Consider the following 20386-nt stretch of genomic DNA (forward strand, 5'->3'; position numbering starts at 1 on the left):
GCCGATCGTGGGCGTCCTCTACCTCCTCGGCCTGCTCGTCGCGCTGACGGGCATGGTCGTCCTCGACCGCCGCTTCCGCCTCTTCTTCTGGCGCGACTGGCGCCGAGCCGTCGTCGTCCTGCCTGTCGGAATCGCGATTTTCCTGGTCTGGGACGTCATCGGCATCCACGCCGGGGTCTTCTTCCGCGGCGAGACGTCATTCATGACCGGCGTCGAGGTGGGCCGCGAGCTCCCGCTCGAGGAGCCGTTCTTCCTCGCCCTGCTCTGCTACCTCACGATGAACCTGCTCGCCGGCCTTCCGATGCTGATCGAGCGGAGCCTGAATTACCGGAAGGGCCGGGCCGACCGGAAGGGCGGCGGCGACCGGAGCGACTCCACCGGCCGCAGACGCCGACGCGACGACCGGGCGACGGCGGGGCGCCGATGACGTACTGGGGCGTGAACGCGTTCTTCCTCGCGGCGGTGGCGATCCCGGGCATCATCGCCCTCGCCGTGCACGCTCGCCGGGCCCGAGCCGCGCTGACGGAGACCACGCAGACGCAGACGACGCCCACCACGGCCCGACGGGCCAAAACCCTCGGCACCGTCATCGCCGTCGCCGTCCTCCTCGTCATGACCGCCGTCTTCGACAACGTCATGATCGGCATCGGCCTCGTCGGCTACGACCGCGAGAAGATCAGCGGCGTCTTCATCGGCATCGCCCCGGTGGAAGACTTCTCGTACGCCGTCGCAGCCCTCGCCCTCCTCCCCAGCCTCTGGGTGCTGATGGGCGCAGGATCGCGGACACCCCGCCACCCGAAAGCCCCCTCCGCATGAGAACCCTGCGCGCCCTCGCCCTCGTCTCCCGGCCCCTGTCGTGGATCAACACGGCGTTCCCGTTCGCGGCGGCGTTCATCCTGGCGAGCGCGCAGAAGGGGTCTGGTGCGGTTCCCGGCGCGTTCATGACCCGAACGGCGGCTGGTCAGCCCGACTGGTTCATCACATTTCCGACAAGTCCGTTCGACTTCCACCAGGTCCCCTGGCTCACCGCCGTCGTCGGCATCGTCTTCTTCCTCATCCCCTACAACCTCGCGATGTACGGCATCAACGACGTGTTCGACTACGAGAGCGACCTCCGCAACCCCCGCAAGGGCGGCGTCGAGGGCGCGATGGTCGACCGGAGCTTCCACCGCACGATCCTCACGGCGGTCGTGGTGGTGTGCGTGCCGTTCGTCGTGTTCCTCGTGCTGGTCGGCGATGCTGCCTCCTGGCTGGTGCTCGCGATCAGCCTCTTCGCGGTCGTCGCGTACTCGCTGAAGGGCCTCCGCTTCAAGGAGCGCCCGTTCCTCGACTCGATCACGTCGTCGACGCACTTCGTGAGCCCCGCCGTCTACGGTCTGGCGCTCGCCGGGGCGACGGTGACGCCTCGCCTCGTTGCGTTGCTGGCGGCGTTCTTCCTGTGGGGCATGGCGAGTCATGCCTTCGGCGCGGTGCAGGATGTGATCGCCGACCGCGAGGGCGACATCTCGTCGATCGCCACGGTGCTCGGGGCGCGCACCGTCGTCCGGGGTTCGCTCGTCGCTTACCTTCTCGCCGGCGTCCTCATGCTGTTCACCAGCTGGCCGGGGCCTCTCGGCGCTCTGCTCGTCGTCCCCTACGCGGTGACCGTGGCGCCGTGGTGGAACGTCTCCAACGAGGAGGCCGACACGGCGAACCGGGGGTGGCGGCGGTTCCTCGCCCTGAACTTCGGCTGCGGGTTCCTGTCGACGCTCCTGCTGATCTGGTGGGTCGTCGCCGCCTGACCGGCCGGGGGCTGCCGCCTGACGACGCCACGGCGTACCCCTCCACCCGTACGTCCGCCCCGGATCTGGCCCTGCCGGCCGCCCGAGTGCCACCGTGGAATGTCAGACCGAACCCGAAGGAGAATCCCATGAGAGGCAGAATCCTGTTCGTCGCGGGCCTCGCGACCGGATATGTGCTGGGTGCCCGCGCGGGCCGTGCACGCTACGAGAAGATCAAGAGCCGCGCCGACCGCATCTGGCACGACCCAAGCGTGCAGCGGCAGGTCACCAAGGCGGAAGACTACGTGGCCGAGAAGGCTCCCGAGGTTACGAAGAAGCTGGCCGATGCCGCGCAGGATGCCGCCCACGCCGCCACCGAGAAGGTGAAGTCGGCGACGTCGAAGTCCGACCCCGCCACGAGCTGACGCCCGGCGACACGACTCGGCGACTTGACACAGGAGACACCCCGATGAAGGCGACCTTCACGCGGACGCTGCGGCAGTTCGGCAGCGACAGTTGCACCGACCTGGCGGCCGCGCTGACGTACTTCGCCGTGCAGGCGCTCTTCCCCGGGCTCCTGGCGGTCGTGTCGCTGCTCGGCCTCTTCGGCGAGGCGCAGAACACGACCGACACGGTGCTCGACCTCGTGAAGCACTTCGCGTCGCAGGACATCGTCAACGGCATCAAGGGTCCGATCGAGTCACTCACGACGTCGAGTGCCGCCGGCGTCACGTTCGTCGTCGGCGTGCTCGGCGCCGTCTGGTCGGCCTCCGGCTACGTGGGGGCGTTCGGCCGCGCGCTCAACCGCATCTACGGGCGGCCCGAGGGCCGCCCGATCTGGAAGCTCCGCCCGACGAACCTCCTGGTGACGGTCATCGCGGTGGTGCTCGTCGTGATCGCGGGGCTGATCCTGGTGCTCTCCGGTGGCATCGCAAAGAGCGTCTTCGACGTGATCGGCCTGGGCACCCAGGCGGAGTTCGTCTGGGGCATCTTCAAGTGGCCGGTGCTGGCGTTCGTCGTCGTGCTCGTGGTCGCTGTGCTGTACCACTTCGCCCCCAACGTGAAGCGTCCGCGCTTCCGCTGGATCAGCGCCGGCGCGATGCTCGCGATCGGCATCTGGCTTCTCGCGTCGATCGGCTTCGCCTTCTACGTCGCGAACTTCGCGCACTACAACAAAACTTACGGCGCCCTGGGCGGCGTGATCATCTTCCTGCTCTGGCTCTGGATCACGAACAACGCCCTGCTCTTCGGCGCCGAGTTCGACGCCGAGCGCGAGCGCATGCGCGAGCTCGAGGCCGGCGTGCACGCCGAGGAGGAGATCCAGCTGCCCCCGCGCGACACCCGCCAGAGCGACAAGAAGGCCGCGAAGCACGAGGAGGACGTCCGCGAGGCCGTGGAGGTGCGCGAGACGGCCGTGGCCGAGCAGCGCGCAGCCGCCGAGGCGGAGGCGGAACGCCCGCGCAACCCGGTCGGCGATCCCGCCGACTTCGTCTGAGGCTCCGCGCCGGACCGCGCCGCGACGCGACGCGCGGGAAGAGCGAACCGCCTACAGCGACGGCATGTCGGCGACGATCTTGAGGTACGCGCCGGTCGGGTCGGTGAAGGCGGCGAGACGGCCGAACGGGGTGTCCTCCGGCTGGTCGACGACGGCGCCGCCGAGCTCGACGGCGCGAGCCAGCGTGCCGTCGACGTCGGCCACCGCGATGTAGACGACCCACATGGCCGGGTCTCCGGCCGGCCAGTACGCGGTGGCGTCCATGACGCCGGCGTACGGCTGCTCGTCGACCATCAGCTGCGTGTAGCGGAACTCGGGGCTGTCGGACATCGTGTTGGTCTGCCAGCCGAAGGCCTGCCGGTAGAACTGCAGGGAGTCCTCGTAGACGGTCGTGTGCAGCTCGAACCAGGCGGGTGCGCCCGCCTCGGCCATGACCTGCATGCCGCGGTTGAGGCCGCGCTGCCAGGCGCAGACGATGGCGCGACCCGGGTCTTCGGCCACGAGCATCGAGCCGAGCGGCCCGACCTCCTGCGGCCCGAAGTGGACCATGCCCCCGGCGCCCGTGATCGCCGACGCGGTCGTGTCGGCGTCGTCGGTGGTCAGGTAGACCTGCCACAGGTCGGGGCGTGCGCTCTCGGGCGGTGCGTCGGCCGGGTTGGGGCCGATGCCGCCGAACGATTTGTCGCCGAGCTCGAGGCGGATGTAGCCGCCGAAGTCGGGCCCGGTGTCGGTCGCGGTCCACCCGAAGAGCTCGGAGTAGAACGCCGCCGACGCCTTCGGGTCGGACGAGGCGAGGTCGATCCAGAGCGGTGCACCCGTGGGGAAGTCAGTCGGCGTCGGCATGGCACCAGTGAACCAGTCCGCCGACCCCGCCGCCAGGTCAATCGGGGCAGGGATCCTCAGAAATCAGGATCGCCGAACACCCGCTGGTCAGAGGCCTCCCCGCCGTACACCGGCGCGTCAGAAGTACGTGATGCCGTAGACCGGCCGATCGGGCATGAACATCGCCGTCGCCAGTCGCACCGCCGCGGGGTCGCGGTGCTCCACGAGGCCGGCTGCGGCGAGCGCCGTGACGGGGGTCCCGCCGACGAAGGCGCGTGCGAGCGTGGCCGTGTCGAGGGCCAGGTCGGCGATGGCCGTGGAGTCGTTCGCGTCGATCCTGCGCACCGATGCCGCCCCGTGCGACACCGACAGCTCGAAGACGCCCGCGCTGAAGCCGAGGTCGTCGTGGATCTTGATCGTGAGAGTGCCGTCGCAGGCGTAGGGCCGGGCGGAGAGGGCGGCCACAGGGTCCAGGATCCGGAACCACACGTGGTCCTCCTCGCCCGTCGTCTCGAGCGTGCGGCTCTCGACGAGCGCCTCGAGAAGCGGGTCGACGACGGGGGCGACGCCGTAGGTGATGCGGTCCACGAGGTCGACCGTGCCGATGAACTGCCAGAGGCCGAGGTACGCCTCGTCGGTGGCCGGCACGAGGTCGATGACCTCGAGCGCGGCGGTGTGCCCCTCTTCTTTCAGGCGGTAGGTGACGTACCCGTCGATGTCGCCGGCGGGCGAGTAGTACAGCGCGGCGCGGACGCTCTCGTCGAGCTTCGGCTCGTCGCCGCCGAGGCCGAGGCGGCGGTTCCAGAGCTGGTGCTGGCGGTCGACCGAGCCGGGGGTGCGGGCGTGGAAGCGCGCGAACACGTCGCGGGCGATCTCCTGGATGTCCGACGCGCGAGCCAGCTCACAGCGCCCGGCCGGGGGCGTCAGGAGCTCGAACCGCTTCTCGGGGCGGATGCTGATGCGCCGCACCCGGGTCGACGCGCCGAACCCGAAGCGGCGGTAGATGCCGGACTCGCTCGCCGTGAGGGCGGCCAGGGGGATGCCGTCGTCGGCGGCGTGCGTGAGGCGGGCCGTCATCATCCTGCGCAGCATGCCCTTGCGCTTGTGGGTCGGGCGGACCGTCACGTCGGAGATGAGGAGGGCGTCGAGCAATGCCCCGCCGCCGACGTTGATCGTCTTGACGTAGTCGGCGTAGGTGGCGACCGGCCAAGTGGCGTCGAGCGAGCCGGTCAGGGGCCGGCGGTCGTAGATGCCGGTGTAGGTGCGGCCGTCGGCGACCGCGGCGACGGCGCCGACGGTGACGCCGGAGGCCGAGTTGGTCTCGTGGAACGCGACGCGCGTGGCGGCGATCCAGTCGCGCGTGGCGGCGTCGGGCTCGCCGTCGATCACCACCGGGGTGAAGGTGCGGGTCTCGTACTCGTCGTCGAAAGCGGCCATGCCCCGAGCCTATCGAGGCGACAGGGGGCACCGCCGAGCGGCCGCGCTCACGAGATCGTCGTCTGCGTCCCGCGCACGCGCAGCATGATCAGGAGCCCGGCCAAGAGCACGATGGCGATGCCGATCGCGCCGTACCGGGTGTCGCCGGTCGCCGAGACGAAGACGGTGAACAGCAGCGGCGCCAGGAAGCTGACGGCGCGACCCGTCGTCGCGTAGAGCCCGAACACCTCGCCCTCGCGCCCGGCCGGCGTGACCCGGGCGAGGAACGACCGGCTCGCCGACTGCGCCGGGCCCACGAACAGCGACAGGAACAGCCCGATGATCCAGAAGCCGAGCTGCGCGTGGCCGACGAAGAGGATCGCGACCGCCGACACCACGAGCCCGCCCAGCGACACGAGGATGATCGTGCGCGCCCCGAGCCGGTCGTCGAGGCTTCCCGCCGCGAAGGCCCCGGCGCCCGCCGCGACGTTGGCGACGACCGCGAAGTAGATCACCTCGGCCGAGGTGAAGCCGAACACCTGCGCGGCGATGATCGCGCCGAAGGTGAAGACGGCGGCGATGCCGTCGCGGAACACCGCCGACGCGATGAGGAAGGTCAGCACCTGCCGGTTCGTCCGCCAGAGGCCCGCGATGGTGCGGAACAGCCGCCGGTACGAGCCGATGACGCCGACGTGCTCGCGAACCCCGTCGTGCCGCGGGATCTCGGGCACCGACAGCATGAGCGGGATCGCGAAGACGCCGAACCACACCGCGGCCACCAGGATCGCGATGCGCACGCTCCACACCCCGCCGGCCGGCGTCGACGAGAGGCCCAGCAGGCCCGTCTGCCCCGCGACGCCGAAGCTCTGAAGGAACAGCACCAGCAGGATCAGCAGAAGCACGATCCCGCCCAGGTAGCCGGCGCCCCATCCCCAGCTCGACACCCGCCCCACCGTCTTCGGCGTCGACACCTGCACGAGCATCGCGTTGTAGTTGACGCTCGCGAACTCGAACACGAGGTTGCCGACGGCGAGCAGCGTGGCTCCGAGGACGAGGTACGGCGGCGCGGGCGCGACGAAGACCATGGCGGCCATGACCAGCACCAGGATCCCGGAGGTGATCCCGAGCCACCGCTTCCTCCGCCCCGAGCCGTCCGACCGCTGCCCGAGGATCGGCGCCAGGAGAGCGACGAGGATGCCCGCGATCGTCAGCGCCGTCGAGATGACGGTCGCGTTGTGCGACTTGGCCGCCACGAGGGCTGGGTTGGTCGTGTCGTCGCCCGCCGCCGCGACGATCGCCGGAGCCACGAACGAGCTCGATGCGAGGTAGGTCGAGAAGACGAACGTCGTCACCACGGCGTTGAACGCGGCCGAGCCCCAGTCCCAGAGGGCCCACGACACGATCCGGCGGCGCGGGATGGGGGCGGTGTCGGCGAGGGTTCCGGCGGCGTCCTGGGGCGCGGCGTCGGGCGTGACGGTCATGGCGTGACGCTACCGCTCAGCGGTGAACGGGCGGTAGCCCCGGGTCCGCCGCGATCGTCACGCGCTGCGTCTCCTCGCCGTCGGTGGCCAGCACGGTGGCGACCGTCTCGCGCCCATCTGGCAGCAGGCGCGCCACGACGCGCCCGCCCGTGGCCGCGTCGAGCTGCTCCACCAGCGCGGTCTCGATTCGGTGGCGCACGTGGCCCGGCACCTCGGCCCCGGCGCGGTCATCGAGGAGGGAGACGTCGACGCCGCGGTGGCGGGCCCTCGTCGCGGCCTCCGCGACCGGCGTCGAGACGAGGCCCCCGGCCCGCAGGGTGTCTCGCAGGGAGGCCTCGACGATGCGGAACCACCTCCGGTCGTCGTCGGTGAGCTCATCCTGCGACAGGATCTTCTCGAGCGCAGGCGTGGCGAGCGCGCGCAGCTGCTCGAGGCGGGCGTTCTGCTCTTCGAGTGCGGCTGAGGCGGACGCCTCGTCGCGCACGCTCTCGATCTCGGCGAGCTGGAGGCGCCGCACGCGGGCGCGGGTCCGGGCGAGGAAGGTCGCGAAGAGCGAGACCACGAGCACGAGTGCGGCCGAGCGGATCACGTAGTTGACGCCCTCGAGCACGCCTCGGCCGACCTCGGCGCACCAGACGAGGGTGACGGCGGTCATGAGGCCGAACCCGATCCAGGCCCAGAGCGTGCGGCCGCGCATCGAGAGCATGAAGGTGATGAACGAGACGGCGCCGAAGTTCCAGGTCGCCCAGCCGGTCGGCCCCGACGACGGCAGGTTGAAGACGTTGAACGAGCTCACGACGGCGAGCACCACCACCGGGATCGTGAGACGGGTCGGCAGGCGGTCGCCGTCGGTGCGCGTGAGGAGGAATCCGGACGCCAGGGTGCAGGCGAGCGAGACGAAGGTGAGGGCTGGCACGGTGTCGTAGCCGAGGCTGTCGAGCACAGCCGCGATGTGCACCACGGCGAACAGGCCGAAGAGCACGTTCGTCCCGACGCCGGTGAGGCGCAGGAACGACTCCTGCGACGGCGGGGTCGAGGCGACGGTCACGGGGGAGGGCGCCCCCGTCGCGCCGCTCACGCCGCAGGCCTCTCCGCGCCCGCGCGCCAGCCGATCGTGACGGCCGTGCCGACCCCGCGGGAGCTCTCGATCGCCGCGAAGCCGCCGTCGATGGTCTCCATCCTGCTCAGGATGCTGACGCGCACGCCGAGCCGCTCGGGCGGGATGCGGCGGCTGTTGAAGCCCTGCCCGTCGTCGGCCACGCCGATCTCGACGCCCTGCGGGTCGGCGCTCACGGTCACGGTGCGCAGGACGCCGGCGGCCCCGTCGCGGGGCTTCGCGTGCCGGAGCGTGTTCCGCACGGCCTCGGCCGCCGCCTCGAGGAGGGCCTGCGCGATGTCGGCCGGGACGGTGCCCGCTCCGTCGAGCTGCGTGACGAACCGGATGCCGTCGCTCTGCGACGTGACCGACGAGCGCAGGCGGCTGACGAAGTCGTCGTCGGTGAGCGGCTCGGCGCCGAGCGGGCTCTCGTCGCGGAGGGTGTCGAGGGTCGAGGCCGCCAGGGCCCGGAGGGCGTCGCGCGATGCCGGCGCCGGCCGCGAGGCGATCAGGAGGGCCGACAGCACGTGGTCGTGCACGAGGGCGTCGATGCGCACGCGCTGCTGCACCCGGGCCGAGGCCTCCGCCTCGCGCGAGGTCTCGAGCCTCGCCGCGACGGCCGCGGCGTCCTGTCGAGCGGCGCTCTGCCGCGTCACGACGACCAGCGCGGCGAAGGTGCAGTTCATGAGGAGGTTGTACGTGGCGTCGAGTGCCGCGAGCCGTGCGCCGACGGCGGGGTCCGACATCGCCCGCACGTAGCCCGACAGCGCCGCCGACAGGATCACGTAGACCCACAGCGGCCTCGTCCGCCAGCTGATGGCGACCGCGATGGCCGGCACGGTGAGGATGTCGTTCGTCCATGGAGAGTCGAGATGCGGCAGCCCGACCGAGATCTGCTGCGTCGGCCACAGCACGAGCAGCAGCAGGAACACGATCCCGTAGATCGAGCCGATCCATCGCATCACCCTCAGCGGCGCCCAGAGCGCCAGGGCCGCCAGGATCAGGGGACACCCCGACGTGAAGATCCACCCGCCCCAGCCGAACCACGGCGTGAGCAGCGGCAGCTGCGTCAGCGTCTTGCCGAGGCCGACCGCCGAGTAGACCAGGCCGCCGATGCCGACGGCGAGGTACAGGACCCGCAGGATGCGCTCGCTCGCGCCGCCCTCGTCCGCATGCCGCACGGCGGTCTCCGTCTCGGCGCCGATCCGCCGGTCCGCTCGCCCGAGGGCTCGCCGCACGCCGAGGGTCGTCATCAGGCGCGCCCCGGCCCCCGCCGGATCCCGTCGCCGAGCCGCTGTCCGCCCTCGGTGATCAGGCCGTCCTCGGCCGCGCGACGGTGGAGGTCGACCTTGGTGTGGGCCGGGCGCCCGGCGTTGGCGTACTTCGCCCGGATCCGGGAGACGTAGTTCGCGACCGTCGATTTCGACAGGTTCGTCAGGTAGGCGACCGACTGGGCCTTCTCGCCCGAGGCGTAGAGGGCGAGGATCTCGCGCTCGCGGGCGCTCAGGCCGGCGTCGGCGAGGCCGGCGTCGCCGTCGATGGCCGCCGCCCAGTCGAGACCGGCCACGGTCGCACCGCTCGCGGCGTCGCGGATCGCCTCGACGAGCTCCTCGACGGGCTGCGACTTGCGCACGATGCCGAGCACGCCCGCCTTGGCGGCGGCCCGGATGAGGTTGGGGTCCTCGGCCGCGGTGAGGATGAGCACGTCGACCCCGGCGTCGAGGAGGCTGCGGATGTTGTCCGTGGCGCTCGATCCGTCGCCGAGTCGGAGGTCGAGGACGACCAGGTCGACGGGGGTGGCGGCGAGATCGAGTGCGGTCACGGTCGACGACACGGTGACCACGTTGATGTCGGGGTACTCCCGCAGCAGTTCGGCGAATCCGACGGCGACGATCTGGTGATCCTCCACCAGCGCCACGCGCAGGACGGGCAGCTCGGCGGTCTCTCCCATGCATCTCCTCCAGTCGAAAGTCTAAAAGCCTCAGGTTCACCGTCCGACCCCACCGTACCCCCCGTTCGGGTGCCAACATTTCTGTCCCTACCGCCGAACTGAACAGGCTGGAAGACTTTCTCGAGTCGGACGCGACCCCTGGTCGAGGCCGACCTCGATGCCCGAACATCGAGAGCGCCGGAACACGACAGCGCAGAGGGGCTGCCGCGACATCTGCGGGGGAACGAGACACGATCGGTGGGGGGCCACGATTGCTCTCGTCGCCAGTCGCGGCAGCTCCAGCCGGCGCCTTCAGGCCGGGGGAATCAGTGCAAGGGGCAGGATCCGCGGATCCTGCCCCTTCTTCTCGTCCCCGGGCGCTCTCGATGCCTCTCAGCAGAAGTTGAGCCCGTTCGACTCAAGTTCTTGGCTTTCCGACTTGACTCCCCCACACGTGTGCGTAAACTTGAGTGCATCGGGCTCAACCCCGATCCTCACGCTTTCATCAGCCCAGGCAACACGCACAAAGGAGAACAGCCACATGGCACGTGCAGTAGGAATCGACCTCGGTACCACCAACTCGGTGGTCGCGGTCCTCGAGGGCGGCGAGCCCACGGTCATCGCCAACGCTGAGGGCCTGCGCACCACCCCGTCGGTCGTCGCGTTCACGAAGGACGGCGAGGTGCTCGTCGGCGAAACCGCCAAGCGCCAGGCCGTCACGAACGTCGACCGCACCATCTCGTCGGTCAAGCGCCACATCGGCACCGACTGGAAGGTCGACATCGACGACAAGAAGTACACGCCGCAGGAGATCTCGGCGCGCATCCTCGGCAAGCTCAAGCGCGACGCCGAGCAGTACCTCGGCGAAGACGTCACCGACGCGGTCATCACCGTCCCCGCCTACTTCAACGACTCGGAGCGCCAGGCCACGAAGGAGGCCGGCGAGATCGCGGGCCTCAACGTCCTGCGCATCATCAACGAGCCGACCGCCGCCGCTCTCGCCTACGGCCTCGACAAGGGCAAGGAGGACGAGCTCATCCTGGTCTTCGACCTCGGTGGCGGCACGTTCGACGTCTCCCTCCTCGAGGTGGGCAAGGACGACGACTTCTCGACCATCCAGGTCCGCGCGACCGCCGGCGACAACCGCCTCGGCGGCGACGACTGGGACGAGCGCATCGTCGAGCACCTCGTCAAGAAGTTCAAGGACGCCCACGGCGTCGACCTCTCGAACGACAAGATCGCGAAGCAGCGCCTCAAGGAGGCCGCGGAGCAGGCGAAGAAAGAGCTGTCGTCCTCCACGTCGACCAGCATCCAGCTCCCGTACCTCACGCTGACCGCCGAGGGTCCGCTGAACCTCGACGAGACGATCACCCGCGCGCAGTTCGAGCAGTGGACCTCCGACCTCCTCGACCGCACCAAGAAGCCGTTCAACGACGTCATCGCCGAGGCCGGCGTCAAGGTCTCCGACATCTCGCACGTCGTGCTCGTCGGCGGCTCGACCCGCATGCCCGCGGTCACCGAGGTCGTCAAGCAGCTCACCGGCGGCAAGGAGCCCAACAAGGGCGTCAACCCCGACGAGGTCGTGGCCGTCGGCGCCGCGCTCCAGGCCGGCGTGCTGAAGGGCGAGCGCAAGGACGTCCTCCTCATCGACGTCACCCCGCTGTCGCTCGGCATCGAGACCAAGGGCGGCGCGATGACCAAGCTCATCGAGCGCAACACCGCCATCCCGACCAAGCGGAGCGAGACCTTCACGACGGCCGACGACAACCAGCCGTCCGTCGCGATCCAGGTCTTCCAGGGCGAGCGCGAGTTCACCCGCGACAACAAGAACCTCGGCACGTTCGAGCTGACCGGCATCGCTCCGGCTCCGCGCGGCATCCCGCAGATCGAGGTCACCTTCGACATCGACGCCAACGGCATCGTGCACGTGTCGGCCCGCGACAAGGGCACCGGCAAGGAGCAGTCGATGACCATCACCGGCGGCTCGTCGCTCTCGAAGGACGACATCGACCGCATGGTCCGCGAGGCGGAGGAGCACGCCGCGGAAGACAAGGCGCGCCGCGAGGCCAACGAGATCCGCAACAACGGCGAGCAGATGGTGTACTCGATCGAGAAGCTCCTGAAGGAGAACGACGAGAAGCTGCCCGCCGACGTGAAGAGCGAGGTCCAGGCCGACGTCGACGCCCTGAAGTCCGCCCTCGCCGGCGACGACGACTCGGCCGTCAAGCCGGCCGTCGACAAGCTGTCGGAGAGCCAGCAGAAGATCGGCCAGGCGCTCTACGCCTCCGAGCAGGCGAACCCGCAGGCCCCGACCGACGGCGCCCCCGCGGGCGACGCTCCGGCCGACGACGAGGACATCGTCGACGCCGAGGTCGTGGACGACGACGACGACAAGAAGTAGTCGATGAGCGACGACAACACGACCCCCGACGGCAGCACCGGTCCCGACGACCGCGTCGACCCTCAGGCGGAGCCCCAGCCCCAGTCGGCCGGGGCCCCGTCGGAGGACGGCGGCACGGCCGACGTCGACGACGCCTCCGAGCTGATCGACGCCGAGGGCCCCGACGTCGAGCTCCCCGAGACCGAGGGTCTCAGCGCCGACGACGAGGCGATCCTCGATCAGGCCTCGGCGGACCTCGTCGCCGAGATGCGTCAGGACATGCTGCGCGCCCAGGCCGAGCTGGTGAACTTCCGCAAGCGCGTCGAGCGCGATCGGGAGGCCAATCGCGATGTCGTGATCGCCGAGGTCATTCGCGCGATCCTGCCGGCCCTCGACGACCTCACGCGAGCGGAGGCTCACGGCGACCTCGACGAGGGGCCGATGCAGGTCATCGCGCAGAAGCTCCGGTCGGGCTTCGACCGATTCGGCCTCACTCAGGTGGGGGCGAAGGGCGACGTGTTCGACCCGAAGTTCCACGAGGCGATCGTGCAGCTGCCGAACCCCGAGGTGACCGTCAACACGGTCGCCGACGTGATCGAGCCCGGCTACGTCCTCGGCGAGCGCGTGCTGCGCGCTGCCAAGGTCGCCGTCTCGGTCCCGGCGTAGCAACCCCCGGCGCCTCTGGCGCCACCGGCGGCGGGCTCCTCGACGGGGCCCGCCGCCCCCATACTCTTCACACACGCGAATCGCGTGTGCCCCACACGAAAGGCTGCGACGCTTGGCAAGCCAGGACTGGTTCGACAAGGACTTCTACGCCGTTCTGGGCGTCTCGAAAGACGTCACGCCCGCCGAGCTGAAGAAGGTCTACCGCAAGCTCGCGCGCCAGTACCACCCCGACTCGAATCCCGGCGACGCCGCGGCCGAGGCGAAGTTCAAGGAGATCAGCGAGGCGCACTCGGTGCTCTCGGACCCGGAGCAGCGCAAGGAGTACGACCAGATCCGCGCGATGGGCTCCGGAGCCCGGTTCACGGCCGGCTCGGGCGCACAGGGCGGCGGCGGCTTCGAGGACGTCTTCGGCGGCATGTTCGGCCAGGGCGGCGGCGGAGGCGGTCGTCGTGGCGGTTTCGAGGACATCTTCAGCGGCATGTTCGGCGGCGGCGGCTTCGGCCAGACCTCCGGCGGCTTCCGCGGCTACGGCGGCCCGACGAAGGGCAACGACATCGTCGCCTCGACGACCCTCGACTTCAAGACGGCGGTCACCGGCGAGACGATCACGCTCAGCCAGTCGCAGGGCAAGCCGATCAAGGTGCGGATCCCCGCCGGTGTCACGAACGGCCAGAAGATCCGTCTCCGCGGTCGCGGCGAGCCCAGCCGCGACGGTGGCGAGGCCGGCGACATCGTGCTCACCGTGGCGGTCCGCCCGCACCCGGTCTTCGAGCGCGACGGCCTGAACCTGCGCCTCGACGTGCCGGTCACCTTCGCCGAGGCCGCGCTGGGCGCGACCATCGAGGTGCCGACGCTGGCCGGCGACCCGGTTCGCCTCCGCGTGGCGCCCGGCACCCCGTCGGGCCGCGTCCTGCGAGTCAAGGGCCGCGGCGTCGACGCCAAGGAGGGCAAGGGCGACCTGCTCGCCACCGTCCAGGTGGCCGTGCCGTCGCACCTCAGCGACAAGGCCCGCGAGGCTGTCGAGGCTTTGCGCGACGCCCTGCCCGACGAGAACCCCCGTGCCGATCTGCTCGATCGGGCGCGCCAGTAGCTACCCTCGTGTGAAGGAGGCCAGGCAGTGGACGAGAACTCCCCGATCTTCGCGATCGCGGTCGCGGCCGAGCTCGCGGGCATGCACCCGCAGACGCTCAGGCAGTACGACCGACTCGAGCTCGTGGTGCCCACCCGCACCGCCGGCAAGAGCCGCCGCTACTCCATGCGCGACGTCAATCAGCTCCGCGAGATCGCACGGCTCAGCGGCGAGGGCGTGAGCCTCGAGGGAATCCGCCGGATCCTGGAGCTCGAGAACCACGTCACCGCGCTGACCACGCGCGTCCGCGAGCTCGAGTCGGCCCTAGCCGACGAACTCCTCAATCGCCCGGGCTCGCGCGTCTTCGCGGCCGGGTCGTCGGGCGGCGTCGTCCCGCTGCGCCACGGCACTCGCCCGCAGCGGCAGACCTCCGTCGTGCTCTGGCGCCCGAACCGGTGAGCCCGCGCCCGGTGGTGGCGCAGCTGCTGGGCCTCGGCGACGTCGAGACTCCGCCCCGTGTGGCCGAGCTCGCAGGAGCCGACACGGTCACCCCGGTCTGGCGCAACGAGGTCGGCGGCCTGACCTTCCAGCTCGGCGAGGGCCCCACACGTCGCTTCGCGAAGTGGGCGCCTCACGGCCGCGGGCTCAACCTCGTCGCCGAAGAAGCCCGCCTCCGCTGGGCCGTCGACTACGTCACGGTGCCGCGTGTGCTGGCCTCGGGCCGCGACGACGATGCCGGCTGGCTCGTGACGCAGGGCCTCGCCGGGACGAGCGCGGTCGTGCCGAGGTGGCAGTCGGATCCTGCGACCGCGGTGACGGCCTGCGGCCGAGCTCTCCGGGCCTTCCATGACGCTCTGCCCGTCGACGACTGCCCCTTCGACTGGTCGGTGTCGGCTCGCCTCGCGGCCAGCGACAAGGCCAGGGCGCAGGAGCCGACGCTGCCCCCGGTGCCGCCGATCGATCGTCTCGTCGTGTGCCACGGCGACCCCTGCGTGCCCAACACCCTCCTCGCCGACGACGGCACGTGGTCGGGCCACGTCGACCTCGACGCGCTCGGCGTGGCCGACCGCTGGGCCGACGTCGCCGTCGCGACGATGAGCCTGGAGTGGAACTACGGGCCGGGGTGGGACGGCGCCTTCCTCGACGCATACGGCATCGCTCCCGATGTCGAGCGCACGGACTTCTACCGGGCGCTCTGGAACGGCACGTAGGCCGGGCCACCCGCGCCTTTCACACGAGTGCGCCCGCCGGAAGCCGGTGCAGGGCCTCCGCGGCGAGCTCGGCGCCGATGGCGTCGCCGTCGACCGTCGCCTGACGCAGCCTCGAATAGGCGTCGTCGAGCGAGGACATGTCGAGCAGGTCGAACAGGTTCGGCAGCCGGAGGCGGTAGGCCAGCCCGGCGGTGATGTCGCGGCAGACGCGCTGCAGCTGCGAGTTGCCGCAGGCGTCGACGAACAGGTCGAAGAGGGCGATGGTTCGCGCGTTGAGCCCGAGAGCGTCGTGGCTCGCGAGGTCGTCGCGGGCTGCGTCGATCGTCATCACGATGGAGTCGCGTGCCGTGTCGTCGAGCCTGCCGACTGCCAGGCGGACTGCGCCGCCGTACAGCACACCGAGCGTCTGGAGCACCTCGAACGCCTCGTCGTCGCGGGGCTGGGCCACCCTCGTGTACTTGTTCGGCTCGATCTCGATGAACCCCGCGTGCATGAGATCGTTCAGGGCCTCGCGGATCGGCGTGCGCGAGCAGCCGAGCCATTCGACGAGCTCGTCGTCGACGAGTCGCTCGCCGGGCTCGAGCGTGCCGTTCAGAATCGCCTCGAGCAGTTCTTCACGGATCTGGTCGCGCAGCAGCCGGCGCGGGGCGAGCATCTGGGGTCGTGGGACGGGCATCGGTCATTCATCCTCTCGGCGAATAGCGGCGGGGGTTGTACGGCCCTCGATGTTCCCATCACACTTTCAGACTGATGTAATACCTGTCAAGTACTAACGCGGAACAAAATATTCCTAGTAATATCGTGATCATGAGACCACGCGATCAGGCCATCCGCACGTCCATGGCGCTCCGTCTCCGCGAGCATCGCGAGCGCGTCGGCCTCAGCCCGAAAGAGGCGGCAGACCGCGCCGGCGTTGCGCTCGGCAACTACTATCAGCTCGAGCGCGGCGACGGTAACCCGACGGTCACGACCCTGGTCAAGCTCGCACGCGGCCTGGGCGTCGACCCGTCCGACCTCCTCACCGGCCTGCACCCCTGAGACATGGGGCGTACCCCGTTCTGTCGGTGCCTCTGCGTACTCGACAAGCCGCGACGAGCACTCCTAGAGTCCCTGTATGAAGAAGCTGACTGGTGTGATGGCGCAGGCGCTGACCATCGACGAACCGGTCGTTCTCACCGGAACGGCTCCGCACGGCATCCTCGTCTGCGACGGCGGGTCTCTCGACCTCCGCGGCGGAGTCGACGACCGACTGACCATCGAACCGGGCGGCTACGTGCTCCTCAGCGGCTCGTGCCAGGCGACCGTCTCGATCCACGAGGGCGGCCTGCTCGAGGTCGCGGGCACGCTCTCGGGCGCCGTCTCGCGCAACGACGGTGAGCTGTGGGCCATGTCGGGCTCGTGCATCCACGGCCGGACCCTGAGCGCCGCCGGCTTCTTCATCGACCTCGAGGCCGACGCCACCCCGCAGGAGGACGCCCCGCGCTTCCGCCTCACCGGCACCGGCCACGACCTCGGCATCGCCGACTGACCACCCGCCCTTACGCTGGGTCGATGCCCTTCGACTTCGACACGCTCCGCCGACGCCCCGACTTCGAGGCGCCGAACCTCGTGGCCGTCGACGCCACCGACCGCCTGCTCCTCGACGAGGCGGCCACGTCGCTGGCCGCCGCCGAGCCGGGCGAGGTCGTCGTCATCGGCGACCACTACGGCGCGTTGACGCTGGGCGCGGCCGCGCTGCACGGTTCCACGGGCATCAGGGTGCACCAGGATCCCCTCGTCGGCGAACGGGCACTCGACCTCAATGCCGCCGAGTCGAACCTGTCCGCCGTCTTCACGCACCATGCGCTCGACGAGTCGCTCGTCGCGGGCGCACGCGTCGTGCTCCTGCAGCTGCCGCGGTCGCTGTCGGCCCTGGACGAGATCGCCGGCCTCGTCGCGCGGCACGCCCACCCCGAGGTCGCGGTCTTCGCCGGTGGCCGGATCAAGCACATGACGCTCGCGATGAACGACGTCCTCCGCGAGCATTTCCAGGTGGTCTACGCGGGCCTCGCCCGCCAGAAGTCCCGGGTCGTCACGGCGTCGGAGCCGGTCGTCCCACCGGTCGAGTCGACCTGGCCCCGCATCGAGCGGCACACGGACGTCGAGGTGCCGGGCGGCGCCCTCGCGGTGGCGGCCTACGGCGCGACCTTCGCAGGAGCCAGGGTCGACATCGGCACCCGGGCCCTCCTCGACGTCCTGCCGCAGGCCATGCCCGGCGCGGCCGTCGTGGCGGATCTCGGCTGCGGTTCCGGGGTGCTCGCCACCGTCGCGGCGCTGTCTCGGCCGACGGCGCGCATCATCGCGTCGGATCAGTCGGCCGCGGCGGTCCGCTCCACCGCCGAGACCGTGCGCCTGAACGGAGTGGCGGAGCGCGTGGAGGTGCTGCGAGAAGATGCGTTCGCATCGGTGTCCGCCGGATCCTGCGACCTGGTGCTTCTCAACCCGCCGTTTCACGTCGACGCAGCGGTCGAACCCGGTGTGGCTCGCAAGCTCTTCGAGGGGGCGGCGCGCGTGCTGCGGCCCGGCGGTGAGCTGTGGACGGTGTTCAACTCGCACCTCGGGCACCGGAGCGTGCTGGAGGAGACGGTGGGAGAGACCCGTCAGATCAGCCGCAACCCGAAGTTCACGGTGACGGCGTCGGTTCGTCGAGGCTCAGCGACGCCGTGATGTAGGCGAGCAGCGCCTTCCCGTAGGCGTTCTCGGCGTCGGCGTCGGTGTGATCGCCGTCGCGGGCAGCGACCGTGAAGCCGTCGCCGACGCGCGTCAGCGACCGGAACGACGGGCCGAGCAGCGTGCGCATCTGGTCCTCGCGCGGCAGCCAGAGCGAGTCGTCGGCCTCGACCGAGTCGAGTGCCCACTCCGTCGTCCCGTTGAATCCGAGCACCGTGGTGCCCGAGTAGTCGTGAGCCTCGATCGTCATCTCGCTGATCGTGAAGACCTCGTCGCCGAACTCGTCGCCGTCGATGGTGAAGCGGTCGCCGGGCACGGGATGCCACCTGAGGCCGGCTTCGCGGAGGTCACGGGCGAGAGCGACGCTGATCATCCCTCCATTCTGCCCGGGAGGGCGGCGGCCGCGCTCAGGTGCGGCCACCGCCCTGCCGGTTCACCGGCTCACTGAGCCCTGACCGTGAACGGGCCGATCGTGGTCGTCGCACCGGACGAATCCACCTGGACGAACTGGATCGTGTAGGGGCCCGAGCCCATGTTGCGCGTGAGGCTCCACGTGCCGTCGCTCGCGACCCGTGTCGTCACCGAGGCGAATCCGTTCGGCACCACGACCCGAAGGGTGACCGTGGCCTGCTGCTGACCGTTGGTGATCCCGTCGCCCGTGCCGGTGAACGTGACGATTCCCTCGCGATAGCGATCGCCGTCACGCGTCGTCGTCGTGAACTCCTTCTTCACACCTGCCCCTGCGGGGGTGAGGGTGATGCCGGTGATCGAATCGGTCGAGCCCTGCGCCGACTGCGTGATCGACATCACGTACGTGCCGTTGCCGAGATTGCGCGCGACGGACCAGGTGCCGTCCGTCTTGACCGTCGTCGACACTGATCCGGAGGCGAAGTTCGTGACGGCGAGCGTGATGGTGCCGCCGGGAGTGCCCGTGCCCGTGAACGTGTTGGTGCCCACTCTGAACGTGCTTCCGTCGAACAGGTTCGTCTGCCGGACGTCCGCGCGCGCCACGGCTCCGGGGTTGATGCGGATGGTCTGCGTCGTGACGTTGGCGCCCGGGGCCGTCTGCGTGACGACGTAGGTGTGCTCGTTGCGGTCGGCTGCGAACGGGGCGATCGACCAGCGGCCGTTCGCAAGCACCGTCGTGGCGCCCAGGAAGCCGGGCCTGCCCTGCTCCTGCACCGTGATCTGCGCGTCGTGCGCGCCCGTCCCGGTGAAGCCCACGGTGCCACCGGACACGATCAGGTCGTTGATCGGACTCGTCACGTCGAGCTCGTCGCCGTAGTCGATTCCGAGCAGGATCGGCGCAGTCTCATCACCGCCGACGATCTGCGCCACGCTCACGCTGACCGTGCCGGGAGCGTTCGGCGCCGCGATCGCGATGCTGTATCGCCCCGTGGTGCCGTTCGCCGTCGTCCGGCCCAGCTCGTGACCGCCGGCGTCGCGCACCACGACCGTGGCGCCGGTCTCGGCGCTACCGCTGACGGTGGCACGATCCGTGACCCGGGTGCCGAACGTGGCGGCGGCGGTGAGGGGTGTGACGTCGATGTCGGCGTTCGCGTACTGCGTGCCGAGGAGGTTGCCGCCGGTCCACGCCTCGACGCGCACGCGGTTGACACCGAGGTTCAGACCTCGCACTGTCGCCGTCCACGTGCTGTCGGCCGCCACGGTCACCTGCACGTCGTCGTCGAGCACCAGCACCTGGCCGGGGACGCCGTGGCCGGTGATCGAGGCCGTCCGCGTCGCGGGGTCGACACGCGACCCGTCGACCGAGAACGTGGAGAACACGATGCCCGCCGCCGCGCCGCCGAGCGCGATCGCAGTTCCACTCGGCGGCCCCCAGTACTGGACCTCCATGCCTCGAGAATCGACGTATTTCACTCCCGTCCCCCAGGCGACGGCCATGAACGACTGCGACGCCGCACCGGTGCAATCCTGGAGGTAGTAATAGTCGCTCCCCGTTCGAATCGTGAGGCAGCGGCCTCCCGTCGCAATGGTGCCCGTGTCGCCTGGGGCCGGCGCTGTGAAGATCGCGCCGTTCGAGGCGGCCGTGCCCCAGCTCGAGTATCTCTTGCCGAGCACGGAGCCGTCGCCGGCGACGGTTGTCGATCGGACACCGTCGCTCATCTGTTGCGTCAGAAGCGTCGTGATCGTCGTCTGCGCCCGCGAGTGATCGGCCGTCGCAGCCTCTGCAGCGGGGGCATGAAGGGCGCTGCAGGCCACGACCAGGGGCATGGCGAGCCCGATTCCGATCCAGCGTGGAATTCTCATCTCTTCCTCATTCCTTCCGGTAGACGAAGTCGTCTGTACTGGAGTTGAAGATGCTAGTGAAGTATTCCAGTCGAGCAAAG

Annotated in this window: 22 protein-coding genes; 13 read left to right on the forward strand and 9 right to left on the reverse strand. The window is 70.2% G+C overall.

Annotated elements, in window-relative coordinates; genetic code table 11:
* Positions 1 to 7: 7 nt before the first annotated feature.
* The 5 genes from C8E83_RS16070 to C8E83_RS16090 all read left to right on the forward strand — a co-directional run bounded on the left by C8E83_RS16070 (position 8) and on the right by C8E83_RS16090 (position 3255).
* The gene (locus C8E83_RS16070) at positions 8 to 427 is read left to right on the forward strand and encodes a lycopene cyclase domain-containing protein (protein WP_121371036.1); all 420 of its coding nucleotides are present in this window, start codon (positions 8 to 10) and stop codon (positions 425 to 427) included.
* Positions 424 to 816, forward strand: a complete 393-nt coding sequence (locus tag C8E83_RS16075) for a lycopene cyclase domain-containing protein (RefSeq protein ID WP_121371038.1) — start codon at positions 424 to 426, stop codon at positions 814 to 816. The genes C8E83_RS16070 and C8E83_RS16075 overlap by 4 nt, the downstream gene beginning before the upstream one ends.
* Complete coding sequence (locus C8E83_RS16080; RefSeq protein ID WP_121371039.1) at positions 813 to 1781, forward strand: prenyltransferase; 969 nt, start codon at positions 813 to 815, stop codon at positions 1779 to 1781. The genes C8E83_RS16075 and C8E83_RS16080 overlap by 4 nt, the downstream gene beginning before the upstream one ends.
* A 128-nt stretch (positions 1782 to 1909) precedes the next feature.
* Positions 1910 to 2185, forward strand: coding sequence for a hypothetical protein (locus tag C8E83_RS16085; protein ID WP_211331716.1), 276 nt, complete (start codon positions 1910 to 1912; stop codon positions 2183 to 2185).
* Between the two features lie 44 nt (positions 2186 to 2229).
* Positions 2230 to 3255, forward strand: coding sequence for a YihY/virulence factor BrkB family protein (locus tag C8E83_RS16090; protein ID WP_121371041.1), 1026 nt, complete (start codon positions 2230 to 2232; stop codon positions 3253 to 3255).
* Between the two features lie 51 nt (positions 3256 to 3306).
* Here the strand turns inward: C8E83_RS16090 and C8E83_RS16095 are convergent, their stop codons facing one another.
* The 6 genes from C8E83_RS16095 to C8E83_RS16120 form a co-directional block, all read right to left on the reverse strand.
* Complete coding sequence (locus C8E83_RS16095) at positions 3307 to 4098, reverse strand: VOC family protein (RefSeq protein ID WP_121371043.1); 792 nt, start codon at positions 4096 to 4098, stop codon at positions 3307 to 3309.
* A gap of 117 nt (positions 4099 to 4215) precedes the next feature.
* Positions 4216 to 5514 (reverse strand): GNAT family N-acetyltransferase, encoded by a 1299-nt coding sequence (locus tag C8E83_RS16100; RefSeq protein WP_121371045.1) that lies wholly within the window; start codon positions 5512 to 5514, stop codon positions 4216 to 4218.
* A gap of 47 nt (positions 5515 to 5561) precedes the next feature.
* Positions 5562 to 6974, reverse strand: coding sequence for an MFS transporter (locus C8E83_RS16105; protein ID WP_121371047.1), 1413 nt, complete (start codon positions 6972 to 6974; stop codon positions 5562 to 5564).
* Positions 6975 to 6990: 16 nt separating this feature from the next.
* Positions 6991 to 8052 carry a hypothetical protein gene (locus C8E83_RS16110; protein WP_121371049.1) on the reverse strand — a complete coding sequence of 354 codons (1062 nt, stop codon included), beginning with the start codon at positions 8050 to 8052 and terminating at the stop codon, positions 6991 to 6993.
* Positions 8049 to 9323, reverse strand: a complete 1275-nt coding sequence (locus C8E83_RS16115; RefSeq protein ID WP_121371051.1) for an ATP-binding protein — start codon at positions 9321 to 9323, stop codon at positions 8049 to 8051. Before C8E83_RS16115 ends, C8E83_RS16110 begins: the two co-directional genes overlap by 4 nt.
* Positions 9323 to 10021 (reverse strand): response regulator transcription factor, encoded by a 699-nt coding sequence (locus tag C8E83_RS16120; RefSeq protein WP_121371053.1) that lies wholly within the window; start codon positions 10019 to 10021, stop codon positions 9323 to 9325. Before C8E83_RS16120 ends, C8E83_RS16115 begins: the two co-directional genes overlap by 1 nt.
* Before the next feature lie 520 nt (positions 10022 to 10541).
* On the opposite strand from C8E83_RS16120, the gene dnaK reads away from it, so the two are divergent.
* The 5 genes from dnaK to C8E83_RS16145 all read left to right on the forward strand — a co-directional run bounded on the left by dnaK (position 10542) and on the right by C8E83_RS16145 (position 15326).
* A complete protein-coding gene (gene dnaK, locus C8E83_RS16125; protein WP_121371055.1) occupies positions 10542 to 12401 on the forward strand; it encodes a molecular chaperone DnaK in 1860 nt (619 codons plus the stop codon).
* A 3-nt stretch (positions 12402 to 12404) separates the two neighbouring features.
* Positions 12405 to 13046, forward strand: a complete 642-nt coding sequence (locus tag C8E83_RS16130; RefSeq protein WP_121371057.1) for a nucleotide exchange factor GrpE — start codon at positions 12405 to 12407, stop codon at positions 13044 to 13046.
* A gap of 112 nt (positions 13047 to 13158) precedes the next feature.
* Positions 13159 to 14136, forward strand: a complete 978-nt coding sequence (locus tag C8E83_RS16135; protein ID WP_121371059.1) for a DnaJ C-terminal domain-containing protein — start codon at positions 13159 to 13161, stop codon at positions 14134 to 14136.
* Positions 14137 to 14163: 27 nt separating this feature from the next.
* Positions 14164 to 14574 carry a heat shock protein transcriptional repressor HspR gene (locus C8E83_RS16140; RefSeq protein ID WP_121371061.1) on the forward strand — a complete coding sequence of 137 codons (411 nt, stop codon included), beginning with the start codon at positions 14164 to 14166 and terminating at the stop codon, positions 14572 to 14574.
* Positions 14571 to 15326, forward strand: coding sequence for an aminoglycoside 3'-phosphotransferase (locus C8E83_RS16145; protein ID WP_245981747.1), 756 nt, complete (start codon positions 14571 to 14573; stop codon positions 15324 to 15326). Before C8E83_RS16140 ends, C8E83_RS16145 begins: the two co-directional genes overlap by 4 nt.
* Positions 15327 to 15345: 19 nt before the next feature.
* On the opposite strand, the gene C8E83_RS16150 is transcribed toward C8E83_RS16145, so the two are convergent.
* Positions 15346 to 16002, reverse strand: a complete 657-nt coding sequence (locus tag C8E83_RS16150; protein WP_121371063.1) for a GntR family transcriptional regulator — start codon at positions 16000 to 16002, stop codon at positions 15346 to 15348.
* A 131-nt stretch (positions 16003 to 16133) separates the two neighbouring features.
* Between C8E83_RS16150 and C8E83_RS16155 the strand changes: the two genes are divergently transcribed.
* The 3 genes from C8E83_RS16155 to C8E83_RS16165 all read left to right on the forward strand — a co-directional run bounded on the left by C8E83_RS16155 (position 16134) and on the right by C8E83_RS16165 (position 18032).
* A complete protein-coding gene (locus tag C8E83_RS16155; RefSeq protein ID WP_121371959.1) occupies positions 16134 to 16364 on the forward strand; it encodes a helix-turn-helix domain-containing protein in 231 nt (76 codons plus the stop codon).
* A gap of 76 nt (positions 16365 to 16440) precedes the next feature.
* Positions 16441 to 16854 (forward strand): hypothetical protein, encoded by a 414-nt coding sequence (locus tag C8E83_RS16160; RefSeq protein ID WP_121371064.1) that lies wholly within the window; start codon positions 16441 to 16443, stop codon positions 16852 to 16854.
* 23 nt (positions 16855 to 16877) lie between these two features.
* Positions 16878 to 18032, forward strand: a complete 1155-nt coding sequence (locus C8E83_RS16165) for a class I SAM-dependent methyltransferase (RefSeq protein WP_121371066.1) — start codon at positions 16878 to 16880, stop codon at positions 18030 to 18032.
* Here C8E83_RS16165 and C8E83_RS16170 read toward each other — a convergent pair.
* On the reverse strand, positions 17989 to 18408 hold the full coding sequence (locus C8E83_RS16170; protein WP_121371068.1) for a pilus assembly protein CpaE: 420 nt from the start codon (positions 18406 to 18408) through the stop codon (positions 17989 to 17991). The genes C8E83_RS16165 and C8E83_RS16170 overlap by 44 nt on opposite strands.
* Before the next feature lie 68 nt (positions 18409 to 18476).
* Positions 18477 to 20306 carry an Ig-like domain-containing protein gene (locus C8E83_RS16175; protein WP_147430211.1) on the reverse strand — a complete coding sequence of 610 codons (1830 nt, stop codon included), beginning with the start codon at positions 20304 to 20306 and terminating at the stop codon, positions 18477 to 18479.
* Positions 20307 to 20386: the final 80 nt, after the last annotated feature.

It is taken from the genome of Frondihabitans australicus (genome assembly GCF_003634555.1).
Taxonomy (GTDB): Bacteria; Actinomycetota; Actinomycetes; order Actinomycetales; family Microbacteriaceae; genus Frondihabitans; species Frondihabitans australicus.

What these genes read in the sequence shown, in the direction of transcription:
- C8E83_RS16075 (WP_121371038.1), top strand. Translation starts at nt 424, where the DNA reads ATGACGTACTGGGGCGTGAACGCGTTCTTCCTCGCGGCGGTGGCGATC.
- C8E83_RS16080 (WP_121371039.1), top strand. Translation starts at nt 813, where the DNA reads ATGAGAACCCTGCGCGCCCTCGCCCTCGTCTCCCGGCCCCTGTCGTGG.
- C8E83_RS16085 (WP_211331716.1), top strand. Translation starts at nt 1,910, where the DNA reads ATGAGAGGCAGAATCCTGTTCGTCGCGGGCCTCGCGACCGGATATGTG.
- C8E83_RS16090 (WP_121371041.1), top strand. Translation starts at nt 2,230, where the DNA reads ATGAAGGCGACCTTCACGCGGACGCTGCGGCAGTTCGGCAGCGACAGT.
- C8E83_RS16095 (WP_121371043.1), bottom strand. Translation starts at nt 4,098, where the DNA reads ATGCCGACGCCGACTGACTTCCCCACGGGTGCACCGCTCTGGATCGAC.
- C8E83_RS16100 (WP_121371045.1), bottom strand. Translation starts at nt 5,514, where the DNA reads ATGGCCGCTTTCGACGACGAGTACGAGACCCGCACCTTCACCCCGGTG.
- C8E83_RS16105 (WP_121371047.1), bottom strand. Translation starts at nt 6,974, where the DNA reads ATGACCGTCACGCCCGACGCCGCGCCCCAGGACGCCGCCGGAACCCTC.
- C8E83_RS16115 (WP_121371051.1), bottom strand. Translation starts at nt 9,323, where the DNA reads ATGACGACCCTCGGCGTGCGGCGAGCCCTCGGGCGAGCGGACCGGCGG.
- C8E83_RS16120 (WP_121371053.1), bottom strand. Translation starts at nt 10,021, where the DNA reads ATGGGAGAGACCGCCGAGCTGCCCGTCCTGCGCGTGGCGCTGGTGGAG.
- dnaK (WP_121371055.1), top strand. Translation starts at nt 10,542, where the DNA reads ATGGCACGTGCAGTAGGAATCGACCTCGGTACCACCAACTCGGTGGTC.
- C8E83_RS16130 (WP_121371057.1), top strand. Translation starts at nt 12,405, where the DNA reads ATGAGCGACGACAACACGACCCCCGACGGCAGCACCGGTCCCGACGAC.
- C8E83_RS16150 (WP_121371063.1), bottom strand. Translation starts at nt 16,002, where the DNA reads ATGCCCGTCCCACGACCCCAGATGCTCGCCCCGCGCCGGCTGCTGCGC.
- C8E83_RS16155 (WP_121371959.1), top strand. Translation starts at nt 16,134, where the DNA reads ATGAGACCACGCGATCAGGCCATCCGCACGTCCATGGCGCTCCGTCTC.
- C8E83_RS16160 (WP_121371064.1), top strand. Translation starts at nt 16,441, where the DNA reads ATGAAGAAGCTGACTGGTGTGATGGCGCAGGCGCTGACCATCGACGAA.
- C8E83_RS16165 (WP_121371066.1), top strand. Translation starts at nt 16,878, where the DNA reads ATGCCCTTCGACTTCGACACGCTCCGCCGACGCCCCGACTTCGAGGCG.
- C8E83_RS16170 (WP_121371068.1), bottom strand. Translation starts at nt 18,408, where the DNA reads ATGATCAGCGTCGCTCTCGCCCGTGACCTCCGCGAAGCCGGCCTCAGG.
- C8E83_RS16175 (WP_147430211.1), bottom strand. Translation starts at nt 20,306, where the DNA reads ATGAGAATTCCACGCTGGATCGGAATCGGGCTCGCCATGCCCCTGGTC.